A 23,678-nucleotide genomic window follows, 5' to 3' on the forward strand; every position below is an offset into this window, starting at 1 on the left:
CCTTCCGCACGGCCACACCGAAGGGCACACCCATGTCCAAGATCGCCGTCCTCACCAACGACCTCCAGTACGAGCTGGTGGAGAAGAACCCCGAGCGCGTCGCCGCGGTCGCCGCCGCCACCCCGCACTTCACCGGCTTCCTCGACGAGATCCGCCGCCGCGGCCACCACGTCTTCCACCTCCAGCTCGTCAACGACCCCGACGACCCGAACGCCGAGCGCTACGACGGTCACCTCCCGGTCCAGCGCGGCACCCGCGGCGCCGAGATCATCGAGGAGTTCGTGGCCGACGAGGACATCGTCATGGAGAAGAGCAAGGACTCCGGCTTCTACGAGACGGACCTCCACGAGCGCCTCCAGGCCCTCGGCGTCGACACCGTCCTCATCACCGGCATGCAGACCCAGATCTGCGTCCAGACCACCGCCGCCGACGCCTTCTTCCGCGGCTACAACATCTGGGTCCCCGCCGACTGCGTCGTCTCCGCCCGCCAGGACGACAAGGACCGGGCCCTGGAGTGGCTGGACGGCTACTGCGCCACCGTCTCCGACTCCGCCGAGGTCATCAGCGTCCTCGACGCCGAGGGCACCCTGCCCCGCAAGGACATCAAGACCCCGTGACCGTCCCCGCCCCGAGGAAGGAGCGGTCATGACCGCGAGCACCACCGCACAGAGCGACGAGATCCTGCTTGACCACGGCACCGGGGCGAAGCTGAGCCAGGACCTGGTGCAGCTGATCGCCGAGACCCTCGGCGACGTCTACGTGGGCATCATGGAGGACAGCGCGATCCTCCCGGTCGAGACCGGACGCATCGCCATGACGACGGACTCCTTCGTCGTCGACCCGCCGTTCTTCGGCAACGGCGACATCGGCAAGATCGCCGTCTGCGGCACCGTCAACGACCTCGCCGTCGCCGGTTCCCGCCCCAAGTACCTCACCCTCGGCATGATCCTGGAGACGGGCCTGCCCATCGAGCGCCTCAAGCAGGTGCTCGTGTCGATCCGCGAGACCGCCCGCGAGGCCGGTGTGCAGATCGTCGGCGGCGACACCAAGGTGGTCCGCAAGGGCGAGGCCGACCAGATCTACCTGAACACCGCGGGTGTCGGCGTCTTCGAACGCGAACCGCTCTCCATGGCCGACGTGCGCCCCGGCGACAAGGTCATCCTCAGCGGCCCGATCGGCAACCACACCGTCCACCTGCTCTCCATCCGCGAGGGCCTCGGCTTCGAGCAGCGCGTCGACAGCGACTGCGCCCCGCTGAACAACCTCATCGACGGGGTCCTCAGCAGGGTGCCGGCCGGCGCCGTCCGCTCGATGCGCGACGTCACCCGCGGCGGACTCACCGCCGTACTCCACGAGTACGCCGGAAAGCTCGGCCGCACCATCCGGGTCGACACCCCCAGCCTGCCGATCCAGCACGAGACCGCCATGGCGGCCGACATGCTCGGCATCAACCCGCTGCACTGCGCCAACGAGGGCTGCCTCGCCGTCTTCGTGGACCCCGCCGCCGAGGCGGACGTCCTCGCGGCGCTGCGCTCGCTCCCGTACGGCGAACACGCCGTGACCGTCGGCGAGATCTCGGAGGACACCGAGACCCTGGTGCTCCTGCGGGACGCCGACGGCCGGGAGACGCAGCTGGAAGAACTCCTCGGGGCCGAACTGCCCCGGCTCTGCTGAGGACCCGACCCAGGAAGCGAGGGGATCACCATGAGCACCGTGACGTCTCCGCCGGACACCGCGAGCACCACACCCGACACCGAAGAGTGGCGGCTGCGGGTCACCGGGGTGGTACAGGGCGTCGGCTACCGGCCGTTCGTCTACAAGCTGGCCCATGAACTGGGCCTCTCCGGCTGGGTCCGCAACGACCCCGAGGGAGTCCTCGTGGAGGCGTCCGGACCGGACGCCGTCCTGGCCGAGTTCGCCGCCGGTCTCACCGACCGCGCGCCCGAACTCGCCCGCGTCGACGGTGTCGTGGTGACCCGGGGGCTCCCCGCGGGCAGTGTGCCCGCGGGCCCCTTCACCATCGTCCACAGCGAACACACCGGAGCCCGCACCGCCCTCCTCCCCGCCGACACCCACGTCTGCGGCGACTGCCAGGGCGAGCTGCGCGACCCCAGGGACCGGCGCTACCGCTACCCCTTCATCAACTGCACCAACTGCGGGCCCCGTTACTCCCTCATCCAGGACCTGCCCTACGACCGGCCGGCCACCACCATGTCCTCCTTCACCATGTGCCCGGCCTGCCAGGCCGAGTACGAGGACCCGCTGGACCGGCGCTACCACGCCCAGCCCAACGCCTGCCCCGACTGCGGGCCCCGGCTGCTCCTCACCGACCGGGAAGGCCGCACCAGCGAGGGCGACGCCGCCCTGCGCGCCGCCGCCCGGGTCCTCGCCGACGGCGGGATCGCCGCCGTCAAGAGCGTCGGCGGCTTCCACCTCGCCGTGGACGCCACCAGGCCGGAGGCCGTGGCCCTGCTGCGCCGCCGCAAGCGCCGCGACTCCAAGCCCTTCGCCGTCATGGTCCGCGACCTGGCCACCGCCCAGCGCCTCGCCGTCCTCTCCGAGGACGAGATCGACGTCCTGCGCTCCCCTGCCCGCCCCATCCTGCTCGCCCGCAAGCAGCCGGACGCCCTTCCCGAGTCGGTCGCCCCCCGCAATCCCAACCTCGGGATCATGCTGCCCTCGGCCCCCCACCACCATCTGCTGCTGGACGAACCGGGCCTGGAAGCACTGGTGATGACCAGCGGCAACATCTCCGGCTACCCCATCGCGTACCGCAACGAGGAAGCCCTCGAACAGCTCTTCGAGATCGCGGACGTCATCCTCTACCACGACCGCGACATCGAGATCCGCGTCGACGACTCCGTCGTCCGGCTCTCCGTCCACGACGCCCTCGACGCGCCCCTGCTCCAGTTCATCCGCCGGGCCCGCGGCTACGCCCCCTACCCGGTCGACGTGGGCCGCGAGGTGGCGCCCGCCGTCGCCCTCGGCGCCGAACTGAAGACCACCGTCGCCCTCTCGCACGGCAGCAAGGTCTTCCTCAGCCAGCACATCGGCGACCTCAAGAACGACGAGACCTTCGCCTCGCACCGGCGCACCGCCCGCCACCTCGCCCGGCTCTACGACCTCAGGCCGGGCCTGACCGCGCACGACCTGCACCCGCAGTTCCGCTCCACCCGGGCGGCGCTCGACGAGGACGGCGACGGCACCGGAGCGCCCAGGACCGTCGTCGAGGTGCAGCACCACCACGCCCACATGGCCTCCTGCATGGCGGAGAACCACGTCACCGGCACCACCCTCGGCGTGATCTTCGACGGCTTCGGCTACGGCGAGGACGGCACCGTCTGGGGCGGCGAGTTCCTGCTCGGCGACTACGCCGCCTTCCGGCGCGTCGGACGCCTGCGCCGGCTCCCCCTCATCGGCGGCGACCAGGCCGTCCGCGAACCCGTCCGCACCGGCTACGCCCTCGCCCTCGACGCCTTCGACGGCGACCGGGAACGGGCCGTGGCCGCCTTCCCCGCCCTCGCCGAACTCGACGAGCAGCAGCGGCACGTCTACGCCACCATGGCCGCCCGGGGCGTCAACTCCCCGGCCACCTCCAGCATGGGACGCCTCTTCGACGGCGCCGCCGCGCTCGCCGGGATCTGCTCCCGCGCCGAGTACGAGGCCCAGGGCCCCATCGAACTGGAGGGGCTGCTCGGCCGCGACCCCGCCCCCGAGGACGCGTACCGCTTCGACGTCCGGACGCCCGAGGGCGACACGGGCACGGACGGCGAGGACGGCCCGGTCGAGGTCGACCCCCGGCCCGTGATCCGGGCCATGGCCGACGACCTCGCCGCGGGGCTGCCCGCCGACCGGATCAGCCGCCGCTTCCACACCGCCGTCGTGGAGATGGTCCGCGACCGCTGCCGGGCCTTCCGCGAGGAGACCGGAGTGAACCAGGTGGTGCTCTCCGGCGGTGTGTTCCTCAACGAGTTCCTGCTGCTCAACTGTCTGACCGGGCTGACCGCCGACGGTTTCGACACCTACGTCCACCGACAGGTCCCGACCAACGACGGAGGCATCGCCCTCGGTCAGGTCATGGTCGCGGACGCCCGTACATCCCCTGGGAAGTGATGACGTGACCAGCCGCACGACCGCCCCCACACCGGACGAGATCTACGAATTCGTCCGGGCCCGGGAATCCGGCGCCCGGACCTATGCCACTGCTTTCGGCCAAGTCCTCCAGGAAGGACACGGCGCCCGCGTCCGCGACGCCCACGGCACCGAGTACATCGACTGCCTGGCCGCCGCGGGCACCCTCGCCCTCGGCCACAACCACCCCCACGTGCTGCGCAGGGTGCGCGAGTACCTGGAATCGGGCCAGGTCCAGCAGGCTCTGGACCTCACCACCCCCGCCAAGTACGCCTTCCTCTCGGCGCTCTACGAGCAGCTGCCCGGCACCATGGCGGACACCTTCCGCACCCAGTTCTGCGGACCCGCGGGAGCCGACGCCACCGAGGCGGCCATCAAGCTCTTCAAGACCGCCACGGGCCGCCGCACCGTCCTCGCCTTCCACGGCGCCTACCACGGCATGACGGCCGGCTCCCTCGCCCTCACCGGCAACCTGGGCGCCAAGGAATCCGTGCCCTCCCTCATGCCCGACGTGCACCACCTGCCCTACCCCTACGACTACCGCTGCCCCTTCGGGCTCGGCGGCGACCAGGGCGTCCGGGTCGGCCTCACCTACATCGAGCGGCTGCTCACCGACCCCGAGAGCGGCATCACCAAGCCCGCCGCCGTCTTCGTGGAGGCCGTCCAGGGCGAGGGCGGCGTGATCCCCGCCCCCGTCGAGTGGCTGCGCGGACTGCGGGAGATCACCGCCCGGCTCGACATCCCCCTCGTCCTCGACGAGATCCAGGCGGGCTGGGGCCGCACCGGCACCATGTGGGCCTTCGAGGAGTCCGGCATCGAACCCGACGCCGTCCTCGTCTCCAAGGCCGTCGGCGGCGGCTTCCCGCTCGCCCTGATGCTCTACCACGGCCGGTACGACACCTGGCGGCCCGGCGCCCACGCGGGCACCTTCCGGGGCAACCAGATCGCCCTCGTCTCGGGCGCCGCCGCCCTTGAGGTCTTGGCCGAAGAAGGACTCGTCCAACAGGCCGCCGTCAAGGGAGAGTTGCTCGGTGGCCTGCTGCGGCGCCTCGCCCTGACCCGTCCGGAGATCGGCGACATCCGCGGCAGGGGCCTGATGTGGGGCATCGAACTCGTCGACCCGGACGCCGAGGCCGACGCCCTCGGGGCCCGGCCCGCCGACGGAGACCGCGCTCGTCGCGTCAAGAAGGCATGCCTGGATCACGGACTGCTCCTGGAGAGCGGCGGTCGGCACGGTGCCGTGCTCCGGCTCCTTCCGCCCCTCACCATCACGGAGGAAGAGATCCACGAAGTGGTCGGCGCACTGGAGAAGGCCCTCATCGACTGCGCCTGAGGGCCCGCCCCCGGGGCGGCACACCACGCGAACAACGCGACGAGTGAAGGAACGAAGCACATGACGACGGCAACCGGTGCCGGGCAGTGGCGGGTCGACTTCGACGCCGAGGTGGTCTTCAGCAACGGCGGCTCCCTGCGGACCGAGGGCTTCCGGCTCGACATCCCCGGCGACCGCATCGACGACGGCGACCTCGGCGAACTCCTCGTACGCCACCTGGGGCTTCTGATGGTCGGCGGTACGGTCATCACCCGCAAGGAGCTGATCCGGGAGCCGCACAAGGGCTCCCGGAACACCGGCGCGGACGGCGAGCCGCCCGCCCGCCGCACGGTCGACCTGACCGGCCCCGGCACCCGTGTCGACCGGCCCGCCGGGGCGCCGGACGGCATCGGGGGCCTGGTCGACCTGCCCGTCGCCCTGGTCCGCCTGGCGGGCACCGCGGAGCCCGTCGCGGACCGGCTCGCGCTCGCCCCCTTCGAACCGGCCGGACACGCCGTCGTCGTCCACACCGGCCGCCCCGACGGCCCCTACCTCACCCCGGACGCCGTCGCCCTCCTCGCCGAGCGCGGCGCCGTCCTCGTCGCCACCGACAGCACCGAACGCGACGGCGCCACCGCCAAGGCCCTCGCCGAGGCCGGAATCCCCGCCGTCACCGGACTGACCGGCCTTGCGGACCTCCCGGCCGTCGGCGCCCGCCTGCACACGGTCCCGCACCCGGCGGGACACGGGGACGGCACCGGCGCCCGGGTCTACGGGGTGGCCGAATGAGCACCCCCGGCATACCCACCGAGGCCGCGCCCGAGGCCGGGACCGGGTCACCCGCCGCGCCCGAAGCCGGGACCGGGGCCGGGTCGCCCGCCCCGGCCGAGGACGCGGCCCCGGCCCGCAGACCCCGGCGCGAACTGCTCGCCGCCAGCGTCGGATCGGTCGTGGAGGCGTACGACTGGACGATCTACGGCATCCTCGCGCCCTACTTCGCCGAGCAGCTGTTCCCCGGCTCCTCGCCCACCGCCCGGCTGATCGCCGCCTACCTCGGCTTCGCCCTCGGCTTCCTGGTGCGGCCCCTGGGCAGCGTCGTCATCGGGCGGCTCACCGACACCCGGGGACGCCGCTTCGGCCTCACCCTCACCGTCGGCCTCATCGCGGCCGGTTCGCTGCTCCTGGCGGTCATTCCCGGCCACGCGTCGATCGGACTCGCGGCCCCGATCCTCGTGGTGGCCGCCCGTCTGGTGCAGGGCCTGTCCGTCGGCGCCGAGAACCCGAGCGCCGCCGCGTACGTCACCGAGACCGCCCCCGGCCGCAGCCGGTACTTCTACAGCGCGGTCTCCTACGGCGGCGTGGTCCTCGGCAGCGCCCTGTCCTTCCTCGTCCTCGCCGTCCTGCTCGGCGTCTTCGGCGAGACCGGCGTCGAGGACGGCGCCTGGCGGCTCGCCTTCGTCTTCGGCGCCCTGCTCGGCCTGACGGCCCTGTGGATCCGGCGCGGCGCCGCCGAGAGCGAGGTCTTCGCCAAGGACGCCCGCGAGCGCGGCGGAGCGAGCCCCTGGCCGGTCCTGCGGGCCTCCCTCCGGCCGCTGCTCGTGGTGTTCGCGATCACCTCGGGCGCCACCACCGTCTTCTACTTCCTCACGGTCGACTTCCCCGCCTACGCCGCGGACGCGGGCGCCGCCACCAAGGAGGAGGCCTCCGGGGCCCTGCTCCTCGGCATGGTGGCGCTGCTCGCCGGAATGCTCGCGGCGGGCAGGGCGGCCGACCGGTTCGGCGCCCTGAAGGTGCTGCGGATCGGCTTCGCCGGGCTCGCGCTCGGCTCCGTACCGCTGCTCGCCGGGATGGTCGCGGGCCGGGTGCCCGTACCGCTCGTCACGGTGGTGCTGCTCCTCCTGCTCGCCCTGCCCCTCTCCGTCAGCAACGTCTTCGCGGGGCAGCTCTTCCCGCCCGCCGTCCGCGCGGTCGCCGTCGGCCTGCCGGGCGCCCTCGCGATCAGCCTCTTCGGCGGCACCTTCCCGGCCCTCGCCGAGTGGCTGCGCTCCACGGGCCACGGCGGCTGGGTGCCGTGGTGGCCGGCGGTCACCTGCGCCGTGGCGCTGCTCGCCTCCTGGGGCGTACGCGAACACCCCCTTCCCGACACCCCCGTCTCCGAGTGAGGACGCCATGGACTCCCTGACCGCAGTGCTCGACGCCCTGGAACCGCTGTTCCCCGCCCTGGAGGCCGACTACAAGGACCTGCACGCCCATCCCGAGCTGGCCTTCCAGGAGAAGCGGACGGCGGCGCTCGTCGCGGAGCGGCTCGCCGCGCAGGGCGGCTGGGAGATCACCAGCGGCGTGGGCCGCACCGGAGTCGTCGCGGTCCTGCGCAACGGCGAGGGCCCCGTGGTCATGCTCCGCGCCGACATGGACGCGCTGCCGGTGAAGGAGGCCACCGGCCTTCCGTACGCGAGCACGGTGACCGCCACCGACGACACCGGCGCCGAGGTGCCGGTCATGCACGCCTGCGGCCACGATCTGCACGTGGCCGCCCTGCTCGGGTCGTGCGCGGTGCTCGCGGCCCGCACCGGGCACTGGAAGGGCACGGTCGTGGCCGTCTTCCAGCCCGGCGAGGAGAGCGGCTACGGCGCCCGCTCGATGGTCGACGACGGCCTGTTCGAGCGCTTCCCGAAGCCGGACGTCATCCTCGGCCAGCACGTGGGCCCCGGCCCCGTCGGGCTCATCGCCACCTGCCCCGGCACCGTCATGGGCGCCACCGACTCGATCACGGTGAAGCTCTTCGGGCGCGGCGGGCACGGCTCCAAGCCGGAGGCGGCCGTCGACCCGGTCCTGATGGCGGCCTCCCTGGTGCTGCGGCTCCAGTCGATCGTCTCGCGCGAGACGGCCGCCCAGGAGCCGGTGGTGGTCACCGTCGGCAAGCTCCAGGCGGGCACGACGGCGGCGGTCATCCCGGACACGGCCGAACTCGGCATCAACGTCCGCACCAGCTCGGCCCCCGTGCGCGAGAAGGTCCTCGCCGCCATCGAGCGCCTGGCCAAGGCCGAGTCGGACGCGGCGGGCGCCACCGCCGAGCCGGAGATCACCCCGGTCTACCACCTGCCGATGACGGTCAACGACACGGCGGCGGCCGAGCGGGTCGCCGACGCGCACCGCGCGGCCTTCGGCGCCGGAGCCGTCATGACCATGGGCCCGACGACGGCCAGCGAGGACTTCGGCATCCTGGCGACGGCGGCGCAGGTGCCGTCCGTGTACTGGTTCTGGGGCGGTCTCGACCCGGAGGAGTTCACCGCCGCGTTCGCCGCCGGGCGTCTCGACGACCTCCCGCAGAACCACGCGCCCACCTTCGCCCCGCAGGCGGGCCCCGCCCTGGACGTCGGCGTCCGCTCGATCGTGGCCGCCGCCCTGTCCTGGCTCTCGGACACCCCGGCGGAGACCGAGGCATGAACGGAACCCGCCCCCATGTGACCGTCCTGCACCGCTGGCGGGACACCCACGCGCTCTACGCCGACTACGTCGACCACGATGCCCACCGGGTCACCTACCTCAGCACCGACCTCGGCCGGGCCTCCGTCCCCGCCGCCGCCGAGGCCGTCGTCACGGTCGCCGCCACCGACGACCTGCCCGTCGTCCGGGCGGCCCTCGCCGACCTGGTCGAGCGGTACGGCCCGCCGCAGGCGCTGCTCGCCCTCAACGAGGGCGATCTCGACACGGCGGCCCTCCTCCGCGAGGAGTTCGGCATCGCCGGACAGACCTCCGACGAGCTGGCGGTCTTCCGCGACAAGCTCCTGATGTGCACCACGGTGGCCGCCGGGGGCATCCCGGTGCCCGCGCTCGCCCACGTCCCCGACCTCGACGCCGTACGGGAGTTCGGGCGCACGCACGGCTGGCCGCTGGTCTGCAAGCCGCACCGGGGCACCGCCAGCAGGGGAGTGGTCCGGCTCGACGGGGAAGCCGACCTGGACGCGCACCCGGACCTCGCCGCCGACCTCGCGGCCGAACCGTTCCTCGCCCAGACGTACGTGGACGCCCCGATCCTGCACATCGACGGACTGTGGGAGGGCGACCGGCTCGGCAGCTGGACGGCCTCCCGCTACGTCGGCGGCACCTGCGCCGACTTCACCCAGGGCAACTGGCTGGGCTCCGTCGAGGAGGACGACCCGGAGCTGCTCGCGGCCGTGGAGCCGTTCGCCGCCGCCGTCGGGGCCGTCCTCGGCGGCGGCCGCCCGTGGGTCTTCCACCTGGAGGCCTTCGTCACCCGGGCCCCCGGCGCCGACGGCGGCCCCGCCCTGGTCTTCCTGGAGTGCGGGGCCCGGGTCGGCGGCGGCGAGATCCCGTTCACCTGGCGGGACGTCCACGACGCCGACCTGATGGCCGCCGCCGCCGACCTCCAGCTCGGCCGGGCGCCGGTCCTGCCCGCCCTGAAGACCGGCGAGGTCGGCGGCTATCTGCTCCTTCCGCTGCCGATCCCGGCGCCCTGTCTCGTCGAACGCGCCGACTGGACCGCGCCGCCGCCCGAGGAGCGCAAGCCGTACGCGGTGCTGCACGTCCCCGTCGGCCGGCGGGTGCCCCCGATCAGCGGATACGAGCACGTCGGCACCCGCTTCCGGTTCCGCGGCCCGTCCACCGCCGCCGTCGAGGAGGCCATCGAGACCTCCGCCAACGGCTTCCGGCTCACCTGCACCCCGCTGGACGCATGACCGACCGGCGCCCCGGGCCACCACCCGCACGACCCGCACCACCGGGGCCCTGGGCACCACCCGTAACGGCCGCCCCGGGACCGCCACCCGCACCACCCGCACCACCGGGGCCCTCGGCACCACCCGTACCGCCTGCCACCACCAGGCCCCACGCACCGCACCGCATCGGAAAGGAACACACACCGTGTCCGTCATGACCAACGAACGCCCGCGCGTCATCCTGGTCGGCAGCCGCATCCGTCAGTACCGGGAGTACGCGCTCGCCTCCCTGGCCGCGCGGTACGAGGTCACCCTGATCGCCCCCGAGGCACCCACCTGGCAGGCGAAGTACGTCGACACCCACCGGATCGCCGACACCTCGGACGCGCACAAGCTGTTCCCCTCCGTCGCCGACCTGCGCGGCGAGGTCTCCGAAGCCGCCATCGTCACCTGGGACGAATGGTCGCTCGCCGCCGTCTCCTCGGTCGCCGCCCGCCTCGGCCTGCGCGCCATGGACCCGGCCGCCGCCAAGATCTGCCGCGACAAGTACGCCACCCGCCAGGCCCTGGAAGCCGCGGGCATGGCCGCCGTCCGGCACGCCCCCGCCGGCAGCGAGGACGAGGCCGTCGCCGTCGCCGAGGCCATCGGCTTCCCCGTCGTCGTCAAGCCCCGCACCCTCGGCGGCAGCTTCGGCGTCATGGTCGCCCGCGACGCCGACGGACTGCGCCAGGCCTACCGGCTCGCCGCCGCCAGCCGCCTCCAGGGCGCCGGGACCGCCGACACCGTCCTCGTCGAGGAGTACGTCGAAGGCCCCGAACTCAGCGTCGACAGCACCGTCGTGGACGGCGTCGTCACCCCCGTCTGCATCGCCCGCAAGCGCCTCGGCCCCCAGCCGTACTTCGAGGAGGTCGGCCACCTCGTCACCGCCTGGCGCGACGAGCCCTGGGCCGAGGCCGTCGTCGAACTCGTCCGCGACTCCCACCGGGCCGTCGGCGTCGACTACGGCGTCACCCACACCGAGCTGCGCGTCAGCGCCGAGGGCCCCCGCCTGATCGAGCTGAACGGACGCCTCGGCGGCGACCTCATCCCGCACGTCCACCAGCTCGCCACCGGCATCGACCTGGCCGTCGCCGCCGCCGAGATCGCCTTCGAACGCACCCCGGACCTCACCCCCACCCGCGCGCTCAGCGCCGAGATCCGCTTCCTCTACCCCGCGTACGACGGCACGATCGACCGGGTCGTCCTCCCCGAGCCCGCCGAGGTCGAAGGACTCGCCGAGGCCGTCGCCCTGGTCGAGCCCGGCGACGAACTCCAGCTCCCGCCGCGCGGCCTCACCCCCCGCTCCGCCGCCCTCATCGCCGTCGGCGAGAACCCCGTCGAGACCCGCCGCGCCCTGGACCGGGCCGAGGGCCTCTCCCGTACCGAGGTCACCGGGGTCAGCACCCACAAGCTCGGCGCCCGCGTCGAGAACGCCGTCACCCGCCGCTTCTTCGACCACGAGCGCACCGCCGCCCGCATGACCGTCTCCGGCGTCCGGGGCGTCGAGTGGTTCCGCTACGGCGCGGGCGGCGGCGAGGGCCTCAACCGGCCCGTCTTCCTCAGCGCCGAGGACGTCTCCGGCCTCGAACACGACCTCAACGGACTCTTCGAACTTCTCAAGTCCGTCCCCGCCCGCCTCTTCGGCGGCGACCTGCGCGCCTTCGCCAAGGCCGTCGGCATGAGCGACACCCAGGCCGACCTCGTCCTGCGCGGCGCCGTCGACGAGATCCCGCCGCTCTCCCGCGCCGACCTCTACCGCGAGACCGGCGGCTTCCGCCTCATGGAGCTGAACACCGGCACCTCGCTCGGCGGCTGGCAGATGGGCGAGTTCGCCCGCGCCCTGATCAAGGACGAGGAGTTCGCCGCCTTCGCCGCCGCAGAGAACCTCGTCTACCCCGACCCGCTGGCCCGCATCACCGACGTGCTGCGCCGCCAGGCCCCGTCCCTCGCCGGGATCGAGCGCCCGCTCCTCGCCATCACCGACTGGCCCGACGGCTTCGAGAAGTCCAAGTGCTGGATGGAGTTCGTCGTCCCCGCCTTCAAGGACCTCGGCTTCGACCCGGTCGTCTGCCACCTCGGCGACTTCACCTACGAGGACGGCAAGGTCGTTTACGACGGGAGGCGCGTCGACGTCGTCTACCGCCTCTTCCTGCCCGGCGAGATGCCCGACGAGCCCCGCACCTACGACCTCGTCAACCCGCTCCTCGACGCCGCCGAGGCCGGACAGGTCGAGATGTTCGCCTCCCTCGACTGCGAGCTGTACGGCAACAAGGGCAGCCTCGCCATGCTCAGCGACGAGCGCAACCGCGCCGCCCTCACCGAGGAGGAGCGCGCCCTCGTCGACCGCATCCTGCCCTGGACCCGCTTCGTCCGCGACGAGAAGGTCACCTTCGAGGGCGAGAAGATCGACCTCCTGCCGTACGCCGTCGCCAACAAGGACCTCCTCGTCCTCAAGCCGACCCTGCTCTACGGCGGCGTCGGCGTCACCCCCGGCTGGACCACCGACCAGAAGGAGTGGGTGGAGAAGCTCCACCAGGCCGTCGGCGGCCCCTTCGTCCTCCAGCGCCGCCTGCTCCCCACCACCGAGCGGTTCCTCTCCGACGACGGCGTCACCACCGAGGACATGGCCGTCGCCTACGGCACCCTCATGGTCGACGGAAAGTACGCGGGCACCCTCGCCCGGGGCGTCACCGACCCCGCCGTCGGCATCGTCAGCATGCTGCGCGGCGCCCAGATCGGCTGTGCCTTCCACGTGGCCGACCCGGCCTCCGACGAGGGGGCCGCGTGACCGGGTCCACCGACTCGCACAGCTCGGCGGAACCGGCCGACCCCACCGGGTCGGCCGGCCCGGCGACCCCCGGCGACGGCGCACCCGCCGCCGCCGGGGGGCGCGAGCGCGGCGCGCTCTGGCGCGACGCGGAGTTCATGAAGTTCTGGACGGGCGAGGGCATCTCCCAGATCGGCGCCCAGGTCACCACCCTGGCCCTGCCGCTGACCGCCGTCCTCACCCTGGACGCGTCCTCCTCCCAGGTCGGCCTGGTGAACGCCGCCTCCTACGCCCCGTTCCTGCTCGTCACCCTGCTCGTCGGGGTCTGGGTCGACCGGGTCCGCCGCCGCCCCCTGATGATCGCGGCCAACGTGGGACGCGCCCTGCTCGTCACGGCCGTCCCGCTGCTCGCCGCCACCGATCTGCTGCGCATCGAGTTCGTCTACGTGGCGGCGCTCCTCATCGGGTCGCTCACCGTCGTCTTCGACGTCGCCTACCAGTCGTACCTGCCGACCCTCATCGGCAAGGAACACCTGGTCGAGGGCAACAGCAAGCTCCAGGGCACCAGTTCCCTCGCGCAGATCGGCGGACCCGGCCTCGCCGGTCTGCTCATCGGCTGGGTCACGGCGCCCTACGCGCTGCTCATCAACGGCGCCTCGTACCTGGTCTCGGTGGTCACCCTGCTCGCCGTCCGCAGGCCCGAACCGCCGCCGCTCGTCCCCGAGACCCGCACCGGCCTGTGGAAGAGCGTCGGCGACGGCGTCCGCATCATCTGGGACAGCGCCCATCTGCGCGCCTGCGCCCTCCAGTCGGGGCTCTACAACTTCTGCTGGATGTCGCTCCAGACCGTCTTCGTGCTCTACGCGGCCCGCCGTCTGGACCTCTCCCCGGGGACCATCGGCCTGCTCCTCGGCACCGGCGCGGTCGGCTCCCTCGGCGGCTCCCTGGTGGCCCGTACCCTCAAACGGGTGATGGGCCTCGGACCCGCGATCCTGGCGGCGCTCGTCCTCTGCTGCGCCGCCCCGGTGATCATCCCGCTGGCCCCGGCGAACGACGGGATCCTCACCCTGGGCCTCTTCGTCGCCACCTTCGCGCTGATCGGCGCGGGCGGCACGATGGCCAACATCCACATCATCAGCCTGCGCCAGTCGATCACCCCGGACGAACTGCTCGGCCGGATGAACGCGGGCTACCGCTTCATCTCCTGGGGGATGCTCCCGCTCGGCGCCCTCGTCGGCGGCTGGCTCGGCGACCTGATCGGACTGCGCGAAACCCTCTTCGCGACCGCCGGAGCCTTCCTCTCGGCGGTCCTCGTGGTGCTGCTCTCCCCGGTCTGGCGCCTGAAGGACTTCCCGGCGCAGATCGGCACCGGCCCCGAGGCGCCGGAGAAGACGGCGGTGACGTCATGAGGGACGGCCCGGCACGGATCGGCACCGGCCCCGAGGCGCCGGAGAAGACGGCGGTGACCCCATGACCGGGGACGACTTCACCGGGCTCCTCGCCCGGCGCACCGCCTGGGGCAGGTCGGACGCCATCGACCGCATCCTGTCGGCGGCCAACGCGCCGGGCGTCCTGTCGATGGCCGGGGGCATCCCGGCGCCCGACAGTTTCCCCGTCGCCCGGATCGCGGAGGTGACCGACCGGGTTCTCACCCGTACGGCCGCCGCCGCCCTCCAGTACGCCCCGACGGCGGGCGTCCCCGCCATGCGCGAGGCGGTGGCCCGGCGCGCGGGCGAGACCGGCGCCCCGGTCGCCGCCGAGCGGGCGATGGTCACCGGAGGCAGCCAGCAGGGCCTGGACCTGGTCGCCAGGACCCTCCTCGACGAGGGCGACCTGGTGGCCCTGGACGACCCCAGCTACCTGGGCGCCGTGCAGTCCTTCCGGGGCGCCGGGGCCCGCCTCCTGCCGCTGCCCACGGACCGCGACGGGATGCGGGTGGACGTCCTGGCGGAGCGGCTCGCGGCCGGCGCGCGCCCCAAACTGGTCTACGTCGTCCCGCACTTCCACAACCCCACCGGCGGCGTCCTCACCGAGGGGCGCCGCAGGGAACTGGCCGCGCTCGCCGACCGGTACGGCTTCCTGATCGTCGAGGACGACCCGTACGGCGACCTGGCCTTCGAAGGCGACCGGTCGCCGTCCACCGACGTGTACGGTGACCGCGTGATCCGGCTCATGAGCCTGTCGAAGACCCTGTGCCCCGGGTTCCGGGTGGCCGGACTGACCGCGCCGGCCGGGCTGATCGGCGAGCTGGTGGCGGCCAAGCAGAGCAGCGACCTCCAGACGAACACCTTCGGGCAGTACGTCCTCGCCGACCTCCTCGGCGACCCCGCCTTCCTCCCCGCCCACCTCGCCCGGCTGCGCACCCTGTACGGGGCCAAGGCGCGGGCGACGGCGGCGCTGCTGCGCGAGCGGCTGCCGTGGCTCGTCTTCGACGACCCGCGCGGCGGCCTGTTCTTCTGGTGCTCCGTCGACGACCCCCGGGTCACCTCGGACCTGCTGTACGAACAGGCCCTGGCCCAGGGACTCGCGCTCGTCCCCGGCGCGCCGTTCTGCATAGAACAGGACGGCTCCCGGCTGCTGCGGCTCTCCTTCGCCACCCTCGACGAGGAGCAGCGGCGGGAAGGCGTCTCCCGCCTCGCGACGGCCTTCGACAAGGCGCGGGCCGCCGCGCACTGACACCGAACCCCCTTGCGGTGCGCGCCGAACCACCCTCCCGGCGCACACCGGCACCGCCCTTCCGACGACACGCAACGAAGGAGCACGGTCATGACGGCACGCACACACCCCCCGGTGTCCGCCGACTCTCTGGTGGCCCGGCTTTTCCAGGTGGTCGACTCCCGCTCGTGGGACGAGCTGGGCGAGGTCTTCGCCGAGGACGCGGTCTACGAGCGCCCCGGCTACCCGGCCCTCGAAGGTCTGGCCAGGATCCGCCACTTCTACGAGCACGAGCGGATCATCGCCTCCGGCGCCCATGAGGTCGACCAGGTCACCGGCGGTCTCGCGGCGGCGGCCTGCTGGGGCCGCTTCCGGGGCGCGAGCCGCGACGGCACGGCCCTGGACGAGGGCTTCGCCGACACGTACCTGGTCCGGGACGGCAAGATCGAGTACCGCAGGACGTACTTCTACCGGGCGGCGATCTGAGCCGGACGGCCGAGTGTGCGACGGGTCCCGCAGATTGACGAAGCGTCGACGCGCGGGGCCCGCGTACTAGGGTCCCGGTCATGGACCAGGTTCCCGTCGACCGCGCCCCCGCCCCCGGCGTCGTCCTGCTCAGCGGCATCCCGGGCAGCGGCAAGTCGACCGTCGCGGCGGCGCTCGCCGCCCGGTTCGCGGCGGCGGCGCACATCGAGGTCGACGGGCTCCAGTCGCTGATCGTGAGCGGCGGCCGGTGGCCGACCCCGGAAGGCGACCCGGAGGCGGACCGGCAGATCTTCCTCCGCGCCCGCAACGCCTGTCTGCTCGCCGACAGTTTCGCGGCGGCGGGCTTCCTGCCGGTGATCGACGACGTGGTGGTCCGCCGCAGCCACCTCGATTTCTACCGCGCCTCGCTGCGGACCGCCGCCCTGCACCCGGTCTTCCTGGTCCCGGGCCCGGCGAAGGCCAGGGAACGCAACGACGCCCGCCACAAGCGCCTGACGACCGACTGGTCGTTCCTGCACGAGGCGATGCTGGCCGAACTTCCGGACGTGGGCGTCCGCGTCGACAGCGCGGAGCTGACGGTGGAGGAGACGGTGGACGCGGTCCTCGCGGCGGCGGGGCTGAGCGGGGCGGGCTTGTAGGAGGCCGTGGCGGGGCTGGGCGGGGCGGGTTGGTGGGAGGCCGTGGCGGGGCTGAGCGGGTCGGGCTTGTAGGAGGCCGTGGCAGGGCTGAGCTGGTCGGGCCGGTGGGAGGCCGTGGCGGGCCTGCGCGGGACGGGCCGGTAGGAGGTCGTGACGGGGCGGCCCGGCGAGCGGGCCGCCGCCTCTACCTCCGGCGCGCCACCCCCGTGGACCCCCGCACCACCAACTCCGCCGGGACCGTCTCGACTTCTCCCGAAGGCGTCGGCTCCGTCTCCGTGGCGAGCCGGCCCGCCCGTACCCCCGTCTCGTGCAGCGGGAGGCGTACGGTCGTCAGGGCCGGGACGGTGTCCTGGGCCAGCGGCAGATCGTCGAAGCCCGCCACGGACACATCGCCGGGGATGTCGAGACCGCGCTCCCTGAGGGCCGCGCAGACGCCGAGGGCCACCGTGTCGTTGGAGGCGATGATCGCCGTCAACTCCGGGTCACGGGCGAGGAGTTCGGCCGTCGCGGCCTGACCGGAGGCCCGCTCGTAGGGGCCGTGGACGGTCGGCCCCTCCGGGACGCCCGCCGCCGCGAGCGCCTCCCGGTGCCCTTCGAGGCGGTGCCGGGTGGTCGTGCGGTCGACCGGCCCCGCCGCGTATCCGATGCGCCGGTGGCCGAGGGCGAGCAGATGCTCCGTGAGGCGGCGGGCGCCGGTCCGGTTGTCGAAGACGAGCGCGGCGGCGGGCACGTCGCCGGGCGCGGGCGGCCGTCCGCACAGCACGACCCGGGTCCCGGCCTCCGCGAGCCGGGCGAGCTTCGCGGTGGTGGCCGCCAGATGGGCGGGGTCCTCCAGGGAGCCGCCCATGAGGATGACGGCGGCGGCCCGCTGCCGCTGGAGCAGGGTGAGATAGGTCAGTTCGCGCTCGGGGGCGCCCCCGGTGTTGCAGACGACGGCGAGCTTCTCGCCCCCGCCGCGCCCGGTCGCGGTCTCCCCGATGGCGCTCTGCGCGGCACTGGCCATGATCCCGAAGAAGGGGTCGGCGATGTCGTTGACGAGGACGCCGACGAGGTCGGAGGTGGCGGCGGCCAGGGAGCTGGCGGGGCCGTTGAGGACGTAGTCGAGTTCGTCGACGGCCCGCAGGACCCGCTCGCGGGTGGAGGCGGCGACCGGGTAGTTGCCGTTGAGGACGCGGGAGACGGTGGCGGGGGAGACCCGGGCGCGGGCGGCCACGTCCGCCAGGGTGACGGTCATCGTGTGCGTACCTCCGGGGGGCCTTGTCGACGGCGATGTCGGCAGGCTAGCGTCACTCCCTGTAGAAAGCGCTTTCTATCGAGGCGCGGAGCACCGGGAGAGGAACCTTTCGTGACACGCAGGACCGTCCGTATCGCCATGAACGGCGTCACCGGCCGCATGGGATACCGTCAGCACCTCGTCCGCTCGATCCTCGCCCTGCGCGAACAGGGCGGCCTGGACCTCGGCAACGGCGAGACCCTCTGGCCCGAGCCCGTCCTCGTCGGCCGCCGCGAGCCCGCCCTGCGCGCCCTCGCCGAGCGCCACGGCCTCACCGAGTGGTCCACCGACCTCGACGCCGTCCTCGCGGACGACAGCATCGACATCTACTTCGACGCCCAGGTCACCTCCGCCCGCGCCGAGGCGCTCACCAAGGCGATCGAGGCCGGGAAGCACATCTACACGGAGAAGCCCACCGCCGCCGACCTCGCGGGCGCCCTCGACCTCGCCCGCCTCGCCGACGCCAAGGGCATCCGGCACGGCGTCGTCCAGGACAAGCTGTTCCTGCCGGGGCTGCTCAAGCTCAAGCGCCTGATCGACGGCGGTTTCTTCGGCGAGATCCTCTCCGTACGCGGAGAGTTCGGCTACTGGGTCTTCGAGGGCGACTGGCAGGAGGCCCAGCGCCCCAGCTGGAACTACCGCTCGGAGGACGGCGGCGGCATCGTCGTGGACATGTTCCCCCACTGGGAGTACGTGCTCCACGAGCTGTTCGGCCGGGTCACCACCGTCAGCGCCCACGTCGCCACCCACGTCCCGCGCCGCTGGGACGAGCAGGGCGAGCCGTACGAGGCCACCGCCGACGACTCCGCGTACGGCGTCTTCGAGCTGGAGGGCGGCGCCGTCGCCCAGATCAACTCCTCCTGGAGCGTCCGCGTCAACCGCGACGAACTGGTCGAGTTCCAGGTCGACGGCACCCACGGCTCCGCCGTCGCCGGACTGCGCGGCTGCCGCGTCCAGCACCGCTCGGCCACCCCCAAGCCGGTCTGGAACCCGGACATCCCGGTCACCGAGCCCTTCCGCGACCAGTGGCAGGAAGTCCCGGACAACGCCGAGTTCGACAACGGCTTCAAGGCCCAGTGGGAGCTGTTCCTGCGCCACGTCACCCTCGGCGAGCCCTACCACTGGGACCTCCTCGCGGGCGCCCGGGGCGTCCAGCTCGCCGAGCTGGGCCTCCGGTCCGCCGCCGAGGGCCGCCGCCTGGACGTCCCCGAGGTGACCCTGTGACGATCCGCCTCCCCGGACCCGACGGACTGCGGACGTACGAGCCCCGCACCGAGCCCCGCGCGCTCGCCGCCACCGGCCCGCTGACCTCCCGTACGGTCTTCTCCGCCGCCCACGTCGTCGCCGACCCGTACGCCGACACCACCCCCGACGGCCCCGCCGCCGTCGACTGGGACGCCACCCTCGCCTTCCGCCGGCACCTCTGGTCCCATGGCCTCGGGGTCGCCGAGGCCATGGACACCGCCCAGCGCGGCATGGGCCTGGACTGGGCGGGCGCCGCCGAACTGATCCGCCGCTCGTCCGCCGAGGCGAAGGCCGTCGGCGGCCGGATCGCCTGCGGCGTCGGCACCGACCAGCTCACCGGCCCGGCGGACCTGGCGACGGTGCGCGCCGCGTACGAGGAGCAGCTTTCCCTCGTCGAGGAGAGCGGCTCCCAGGCCATCCTGATGGCCTCCCGCGCGCTCGCCGCCACCGCCACCGGCGCGGAGGACTACCTCGACGTCTACGGGCACCTGCTGCGCCAGGCGAGCGAGCCGGTCGTCCTGCACTGGCTCGGCCCGATGTTCGACCCGGCCCTCGACGGCTACTGGGGATCGGCCGACCTGGACACGGCGACCGAGACCTTCCTCGACGTCATCGCCGCCCACCCCGACAAGGTCGACGGCATCAAGGTCTCCCTGCTCGACGCCGGGCGCGAGGTCGCCCTGCGCCGCCGCCTCCCGGCGGGCGTCCGCTGCTACACGGGCGACGACTTCCACTACCCCGAGCTGATCGCGGGCGACGAGCAGGGCTTCAGCCACGCGCTGCTCGGCATCTTCGACCCGCTGGGCCCGCTGGCGGCGGAGGCCGTGCGGACCCTGGACACCGGCGACACGGCGGGCTTCCGGGCCCTGCTGGACCCCACGGTGGAGCTGTCCCGGCACCTCTTCCAGGCCCCCACCCGCTTCTACAAGACGGGCGTGGTGTTCCTCGCCTGGCTGGCCGGCCACCAGGACCACTTCACGATGGTCGGCGGCCTCCAGTCCGCCCGCTCCCTGCCGCACCTGGCCCGCGCCTACGAACTCGCCGACGGCCTCGGCCTGTTCCCGGACCCGGCCCTCGCGGAGTCCCGGATGCGGTCCCTGCTCACCGTCCACGGAGTCCCGCGATGAACCTCGACCGCCTCTCCGTCAACCAGATGACGGTCAAGCAGCTCTCCCTGCCCGACCTGGTGGCCCACTGCGTCCGCCTCGGCATCGGCCATGTGGGCCTGTGGCGCGAGCCGGTCGCGGAGTACGGCGTCCAGGCGGCGGCCGACCTGGTGCGGGAGGCGGGCCTCACCGTCACCACGCTGTGCCGGGGCGGCTTCTTCACCTCGGACGGCTGGCTCGACGAGAACCGCGCGGCGATCGACGAGGCCGTGACCCTCGGCACCGACACCCTGGTCCTGGTCTCCGGCGGCCTCACCCCCGCCTGCCCGGACCTGCCCTCGGCCCGCGCCCGCATCACCGAGGCCATCGGCACCCTCGCCCCCTACGCGGGGGAGCGCGGCGTCCGCCTCGCGGTGGAGCCCCTCCACCCGATGTACGCCGCCGACCGCTGCGCCGTCTCCACCCTGGACCAGGCCCTGGAGATCGCGGAGCACTTCCCCGCCGAGCAGGTGGGCGTGGTCGTCGACACGTACCACCTGTGGTGGGACGACCGGGCCCCGGCGGCGGTGGAACGCGCGGGCGCGACGGGCCGCCTCCACTCCTTCCAGCTGGCCGACTGGACGACCCCCCTCCCGGCGGGCGTCCTCAACGGCCGGGGCCAGCTCGGCGACGGCAGCATCGACCTGCGCGCCTGGTCCGACCTCGCGGAACGCGCGGGCTGGACGGGCCCGGTGGAGGTCGAACTCTTCAACGACACCCTGTGGGCGAGGGACGGGGTGGAGGTCCTGGAGGAGACGCTGGGACGGTTCCTGGCGATCTGAGGACCGGGGACCGGCCAGAGGGGACCGGGACGGCCAGAGAGGGCCGGGACCGAGACCGGGCGCCGGGGGGGGGTCGGGGGACGGAGGCGAGGGTCCGGGAACGGGCGGCCCCGCCCCCGCTGTCCGTCCCCTTCGCTACCGTCACCCCCATGTCCAATGAAGGTCGTGGTCCCGGGCCGGTCGTGGTGGAAGGGGTGCTCGAACGCATCACCTACGCCAACGAGGAGAGCGGGTACACGGTGGCCCGGGTCGACACCGGGCGGGGTGCCGGGGAACTGCTCACCGTGGTCGGGGCGCTGCTGGGGGCGCAGCCGGGGGAGTCGCTGCGGATGGAGGGGCGCTGGGGGTCCCATCCGCAGTACGGGCGCCAGTTCACCGTGGACGACTACACGACGCTGCTGCCCGCCACCATCCAGGGCATCCGCCGTTATCTCGGTTCCGGTCTGGTCAAGGGCATCGGGCCGGTCTTCGCCGACCGGATCACCCGGCACTTCGGGCTCGACACCCTCGACATCCTCGAAGAGTCCCCGGCGCGTCTGATCGAGGTCCCCGGGCTCGGTCCCAAGCGGACCGGGAACATCACCGCCGCCTGGGTCGAACAGAAGGCGATCAAGGAGGTCATGGTCTTCCTCCAGGGCGTCGGCGTGTCGACGTCGATCGCCGTGCGGATCTACAAGAAGTACGAGGACGCCTCCATCTCGGTGGTGCGCAACCGGCCCTACCGGCTCGCCGCCGACGTCTGGGGCATCGGCTTCCTCACCGCGGACAAGATCGCCCAGTCCGTCGGCATCCCCCACGACAGCCCTGAACGGGTGAAGGCCGGACTCCAGTACGCCTTGTCGCAGTCCAGCGACCAGGGCCACTGCTTCCTTCCCGAGGAGCGGCTGATCGCCGATGCCGTGAAACTCCTCCAGGTCGACACCGGTCTGGTCATCGACTGTCTGGCCGAACTGGCGGCGGACCCCGAGGGGGTCGTACGGGAGACGGTGCCGGGCCCGGAGGGGACGCCCGTCACCGCCGTCTACCTGATCCCCTTCCACCGGGCCGAACTGTCCCTCGCCGGGCAGTTGCGGCGGCTGCTGCGGGCCGAGGAGGACCGGCTGCCGGGCTTTCGTGACGTGGCCTGGGACAAGGCCCTCGGCTGGCTCGCCGACCGCACCGGGGCCTCCCTCGCGCCCGAACAGGAGGAGGCCGTACGGCTCGCCCTTACCCGCAAGGTGGCCGTGCTCACCGGCGGGCCGGGCTGCGGCAAGTCCTTCACCGTCCGCTCCGTCGTGGAGCTGGCCCGCGCCCGCAAGGCCAAGGTCGTGCTCGCCGCGCCCACCGGCCGGGCGGCGAAGCGGCTCGCCGAGCTGACCGGCGCGGAGGCGTCCACCGTGCACCGGCTCCTGGAGCTGAAGCCGGGCGGCGACGCGGCCTACGACCGGGACCGGCCGCTCGACGCGGATCTGATCGTGGTCGACGAAGCCTCCATGCTGGACCTGCTCCTCGCGAACAAGCTGGTGAAGGCGGTGGCACCGGGTGCCCATCTGCTCCTCGTGGGGGACGTGGACCAGCTGCCCTCGGTCGGCGCGGGCGAGGTCCTCGGCGATCTGCTGGCCCCGGGGAGCCCCGTACCGGCGGTGCGGCTGACCCGGATCTTCCGGCAGGCGCAGGAGTCCGGGGTGGTGGTCAACGCGCACCGGATCAACGAGGGCAGAGCGCCGCAGACCACCGGTCTGCCGGACTTCTTCCTCTTCGCAGAAGAGGAGACCGAGGACGCCGCCCGGGTCGCCGTGGAGGTCGCGGCCCGCCGAATTCCGGCCAAGTTCGGTCTCGACCCGCGCCGGGACGTGCAGGTCCTGGCCCCCATGCACCGGGGTCCGGCGGGCGCGGGCGCGCTCAACGGGCTGCTCCAGCAGGCGATCACCCCGGCGCGCCCCGATCTGCCGGAGAAGCGGTTCGGCGGCCGGGTCTTCCGGGTCGGCGACAAGGTCACCCAGATCCGGAACAACTATGAGAAGGGGGAGAACGGGATCTTCAACGGTACGGTCGGCGTCGTCACGGCCCTGGACGCCGAGGAACAGCGCCTGACCGTGCGGACGGACGAGGACGAGGAGGTGCCGTACAACTTCGACGAGCTGGACGAACTCGCCCACGCGTACGCGGTCACCATCCACCGTTCGCAGGGCAGCGAGTATCCGGCGGTGGTGATCCCGGTCACGACGAGTGCCTGGATGATGCTTCAGCGGAACCTGCTCTACACCGCCGTGACCCGCGCCAGGAAGCTCGTCGTCCTCGTCGGCTCCCGCCGGGCGATCGCCCAGGCGGTCCGCACGGTCTCGGCGGGTCGGCGCTTTACCGCACTGGCCCATCGGCTCACAGGTGCCACCGTGGTGTGAAAGATCACGGGGTACTTCCGGAACCGGGGCGAAGGGGGCAGGATATGAAGGTTGGCGGCACTGAGTGCCGCCAATTGGCCCAATGGTCGACCCCGAGTGCACTCTGCTGCGCCAAATGGGGGATGGTAGAGACAGTCAGGGCACC

General features: G+C 73.1%; 18 protein-coding genes. 17 read left to right on the forward strand and 1 reads right to left on the reverse strand.

Annotation, left to right across the window (positions count from 1 at the left end; all coding sequences use genetic code 11):
* Positions 1 to 32: 32 nt before the first annotated feature.
* From BU197_RS15625 to BU197_RS15685, 13 genes are all read left to right on the forward strand, one after another.
* The gene (locus BU197_RS15625; protein ID WP_188268897.1) at positions 33 to 617 is read left to right on the forward strand and encodes an isochorismatase family cysteine hydrolase; all 585 of its coding nucleotides are present in this window, start codon (positions 33 to 35) and stop codon (positions 615 to 617) included.
* A 28-nt stretch (positions 618 to 645) separates the two neighbouring features.
* Positions 646 to 1,674 carry a hydrogenase expression/formation protein HypE gene (gene hypE, locus BU197_RS15630; RefSeq protein WP_188268898.1) on the forward strand — a complete coding sequence of 343 codons (1,029 nt, stop codon included), beginning with the start codon at positions 646 to 648 and terminating at the stop codon, positions 1,672 to 1,674.
* 30 nt (positions 1,675 to 1,704) lie between these two features.
* A complete protein-coding gene (gene hypF / locus BU197_RS15635; RefSeq protein WP_188268899.1) occupies positions 1,705 to 4,113 on the forward strand; it encodes a carbamoyltransferase HypF in 2,409 nt (802 codons plus the stop codon).
* A gap of 4 nt (positions 4,114 to 4,117) precedes the next feature.
* Positions 4,118 to 5,464 carry a diaminobutyrate--2-oxoglutarate transaminase family protein gene (locus BU197_RS15640; protein ID WP_317452304.1) on the forward strand — a complete coding sequence of 449 codons (1,347 nt, stop codon included), beginning with the start codon at positions 4,118 to 4,120 and terminating at the stop codon, positions 5,462 to 5,464.
* A 60-nt stretch (positions 5,465 to 5,524) separates the two neighbouring features.
* On the forward strand, positions 5,525 to 6,232 hold the full coding sequence (locus tag BU197_RS15645; RefSeq protein ID WP_188268900.1) for a cyclase family protein: 708 nt from the start codon (positions 5,525 to 5,527) through the stop codon (positions 6,230 to 6,232).
* Positions 6,229 to 7,605, forward strand: coding sequence for an MFS transporter (locus BU197_RS15650; RefSeq protein WP_188268901.1), 1,377 nt, complete (start codon positions 6,229 to 6,231; stop codon positions 7,603 to 7,605). Before BU197_RS15645 ends, BU197_RS15650 begins: the two co-directional genes overlap by 4 nt.
* 7 nt (positions 7,606 to 7,612) lie before the next feature.
* A complete protein-coding gene (locus BU197_RS15655) occupies positions 7,613 to 8,890 on the forward strand; it encodes an amidohydrolase (RefSeq protein WP_188268902.1) in 1,278 nt (425 codons plus the stop codon).
* The gene (locus tag BU197_RS15660) at positions 8,887 to 10,143 is read left to right on the forward strand and encodes an acetyl-CoA carboxylase biotin carboxylase subunit family protein (protein ID WP_188268903.1); all 1,257 of its coding nucleotides are present in this window, start codon (positions 8,887 to 8,889) and stop codon (positions 10,141 to 10,143) included. The genes BU197_RS15655 and BU197_RS15660 overlap by 4 nt, the downstream gene beginning before the upstream one ends.
* A 193-nt stretch (positions 10,144 to 10,336) precedes the next feature.
* Positions 10,337 to 12,949, forward strand: a complete 2,613-nt coding sequence (locus BU197_RS15665; protein WP_188268904.1) for an ATP-grasp domain-containing protein — start codon at positions 10,337 to 10,339, stop codon at positions 12,947 to 12,949.
* Entirely contained in the window at positions 12,946 to 14,337 is a 1,392-nt protein-coding gene (locus BU197_RS15670) for an MFS transporter (protein WP_188268905.1), read from the forward strand. Before BU197_RS15665 ends, BU197_RS15670 begins: the two co-directional genes overlap by 4 nt.
* A gap of 61 nt (positions 14,338 to 14,398) precedes the next feature.
* On the forward strand, positions 14,399 to 15,604 hold the full coding sequence (locus tag BU197_RS15675) for a PLP-dependent aminotransferase family protein (protein ID WP_188268906.1): 1,206 nt from the start codon (positions 14,399 to 14,401) through the stop codon (positions 15,602 to 15,604).
* Positions 15,605 to 15,694: 90 nt separating this feature from the next.
* Entirely contained in the window at positions 15,695 to 16,069 is a 375-nt protein-coding gene (locus BU197_RS15680; protein ID WP_188268907.1) for a nuclear transport factor 2 family protein, read from the forward strand.
* 80 nt (positions 16,070 to 16,149) lie between these two features.
* A complete protein-coding gene (locus BU197_RS15685; protein ID WP_188268908.1) occupies positions 16,150 to 16,707 on the forward strand; it encodes an AAA family ATPase in 558 nt (185 codons plus the stop codon).
* A 184-nt stretch (positions 16,708 to 16,891) separates the two neighbouring features.
* On the opposite strand, the gene BU197_RS15690 is transcribed toward BU197_RS15685, so the two are convergent.
* The gene (locus BU197_RS15690; protein ID WP_188268909.1) at positions 16,892 to 17,941 is read right to left on the reverse strand and encodes a LacI family DNA-binding transcriptional regulator; all 1,050 of its coding nucleotides are present in this window, start codon (positions 17,939 to 17,941) and stop codon (positions 16,892 to 16,894) included.
* A gap of 111 nt (positions 17,942 to 18,052) precedes the next feature.
* Here BU197_RS15690 and BU197_RS15695 point away from each other — a divergent pair, with 111 nt between their 5' ends.
* The 4 genes from BU197_RS15695 to BU197_RS15710 all read left to right on the forward strand — a co-directional run bounded on the left by BU197_RS15695 (position 18,053) and on the right by BU197_RS15710 (position 23,533).
* On the forward strand, positions 18,053 to 19,204 hold the full coding sequence (locus BU197_RS15695) for a Gfo/Idh/MocA family protein (RefSeq protein ID WP_188268910.1): 1,152 nt from the start codon (positions 18,053 to 18,055) through the stop codon (positions 19,202 to 19,204).
* Entirely contained in the window at positions 19,201 to 20,352 is a 1,152-nt protein-coding gene (locus BU197_RS15700; protein WP_188268911.1) for a dihydrodipicolinate synthase family protein, read from the forward strand. Before BU197_RS15695 ends, BU197_RS15700 begins: the two co-directional genes overlap by 4 nt.
* On the forward strand, positions 20,349 to 21,152 hold the full coding sequence (locus BU197_RS15705; protein WP_188268912.1) for a sugar phosphate isomerase/epimerase family protein: 804 nt from the start codon (positions 20,349 to 20,351) through the stop codon (positions 21,150 to 21,152). Before BU197_RS15700 ends, BU197_RS15705 begins: the two co-directional genes overlap by 4 nt.
* A gap of 149 nt (positions 21,153 to 21,301) precedes the next feature.
* Entirely contained in the window at positions 21,302 to 23,533 is a 2,232-nt protein-coding gene (locus BU197_RS15710; RefSeq protein WP_188268913.1) for an ATP-dependent RecD-like DNA helicase, read from the forward strand.
* The last annotated feature ends 145 nt before the right edge of the window (positions 23,534 to 23,678 follow it).

The organism is Streptomyces sp. CBMA291 (assembly GCF_014596525.1).
Taxonomy (GTDB): Bacteria; Actinomycetota; Actinomycetes; order Streptomycetales; family Streptomycetaceae; genus Streptomyces.

Bases quoted from the DNA above. Each gene is read 5' to 3' on its own strand.
- BU197_RS15625 (WP_188268897.1), top strand. From the start codon at position 33: ATGTCCAAGATCGCCGTCCTCACCAACGACCTCCAGTACGAGCTGGTG.
- hypE (WP_188268898.1), top strand. From the start codon at position 646: ATGACCGCGAGCACCACCGCACAGAGCGACGAGATCCTGCTTGACCAC.
- hypF (WP_188268899.1), top strand. From the start codon at position 1,705: ATGAGCACCGTGACGTCTCCGCCGGACACCGCGAGCACCACACCCGAC.
- BU197_RS15645 (WP_188268900.1), top strand. From the start codon at position 5,525: ATGACGACGGCAACCGGTGCCGGGCAGTGGCGGGTCGACTTCGACGCC.
- BU197_RS15650 (WP_188268901.1), top strand. From the start codon at position 6,229: ATGAGCACCCCCGGCATACCCACCGAGGCCGCGCCCGAGGCCGGGACC.
- BU197_RS15655 (WP_188268902.1), top strand. From the start codon at position 7,613: ATGGACTCCCTGACCGCAGTGCTCGACGCCCTGGAACCGCTGTTCCCC.
- BU197_RS15660 (WP_188268903.1), top strand. From the start codon at position 8,887: ATGAACGGAACCCGCCCCCATGTGACCGTCCTGCACCGCTGGCGGGAC.
- BU197_RS15665 (WP_188268904.1), top strand. From the start codon at position 10,337: ATGACCAACGAACGCCCGCGCGTCATCCTGGTCGGCAGCCGCATCCGT.
- BU197_RS15675 (WP_188268906.1), top strand. From the start codon at position 14,399: ATGACCGGGGACGACTTCACCGGGCTCCTCGCCCGGCGCACCGCCTGG.
- BU197_RS15680 (WP_188268907.1), top strand. From the start codon at position 15,695: ATGACGGCACGCACACACCCCCCGGTGTCCGCCGACTCTCTGGTGGCC.
- BU197_RS15685 (WP_188268908.1), top strand. From the start codon at position 16,150: ATGGACCAGGTTCCCGTCGACCGCGCCCCCGCCCCCGGCGTCGTCCTG.
- BU197_RS15690 (WP_188268909.1), bottom strand. From the start codon at position 17,941: ATGACCGTCACCCTGGCGGACGTGGCCGCCCGCGCCCGGGTCTCCCCC.
- BU197_RS15705 (WP_188268912.1), top strand. From the start codon at position 20,349: ATGAACCTCGACCGCCTCTCCGTCAACCAGATGACGGTCAAGCAGCTC.
- BU197_RS15710 (WP_188268913.1), top strand. From the start codon at position 21,302: ATGTCCAATGAAGGTCGTGGTCCCGGGCCGGTCGTGGTGGAAGGGGTG.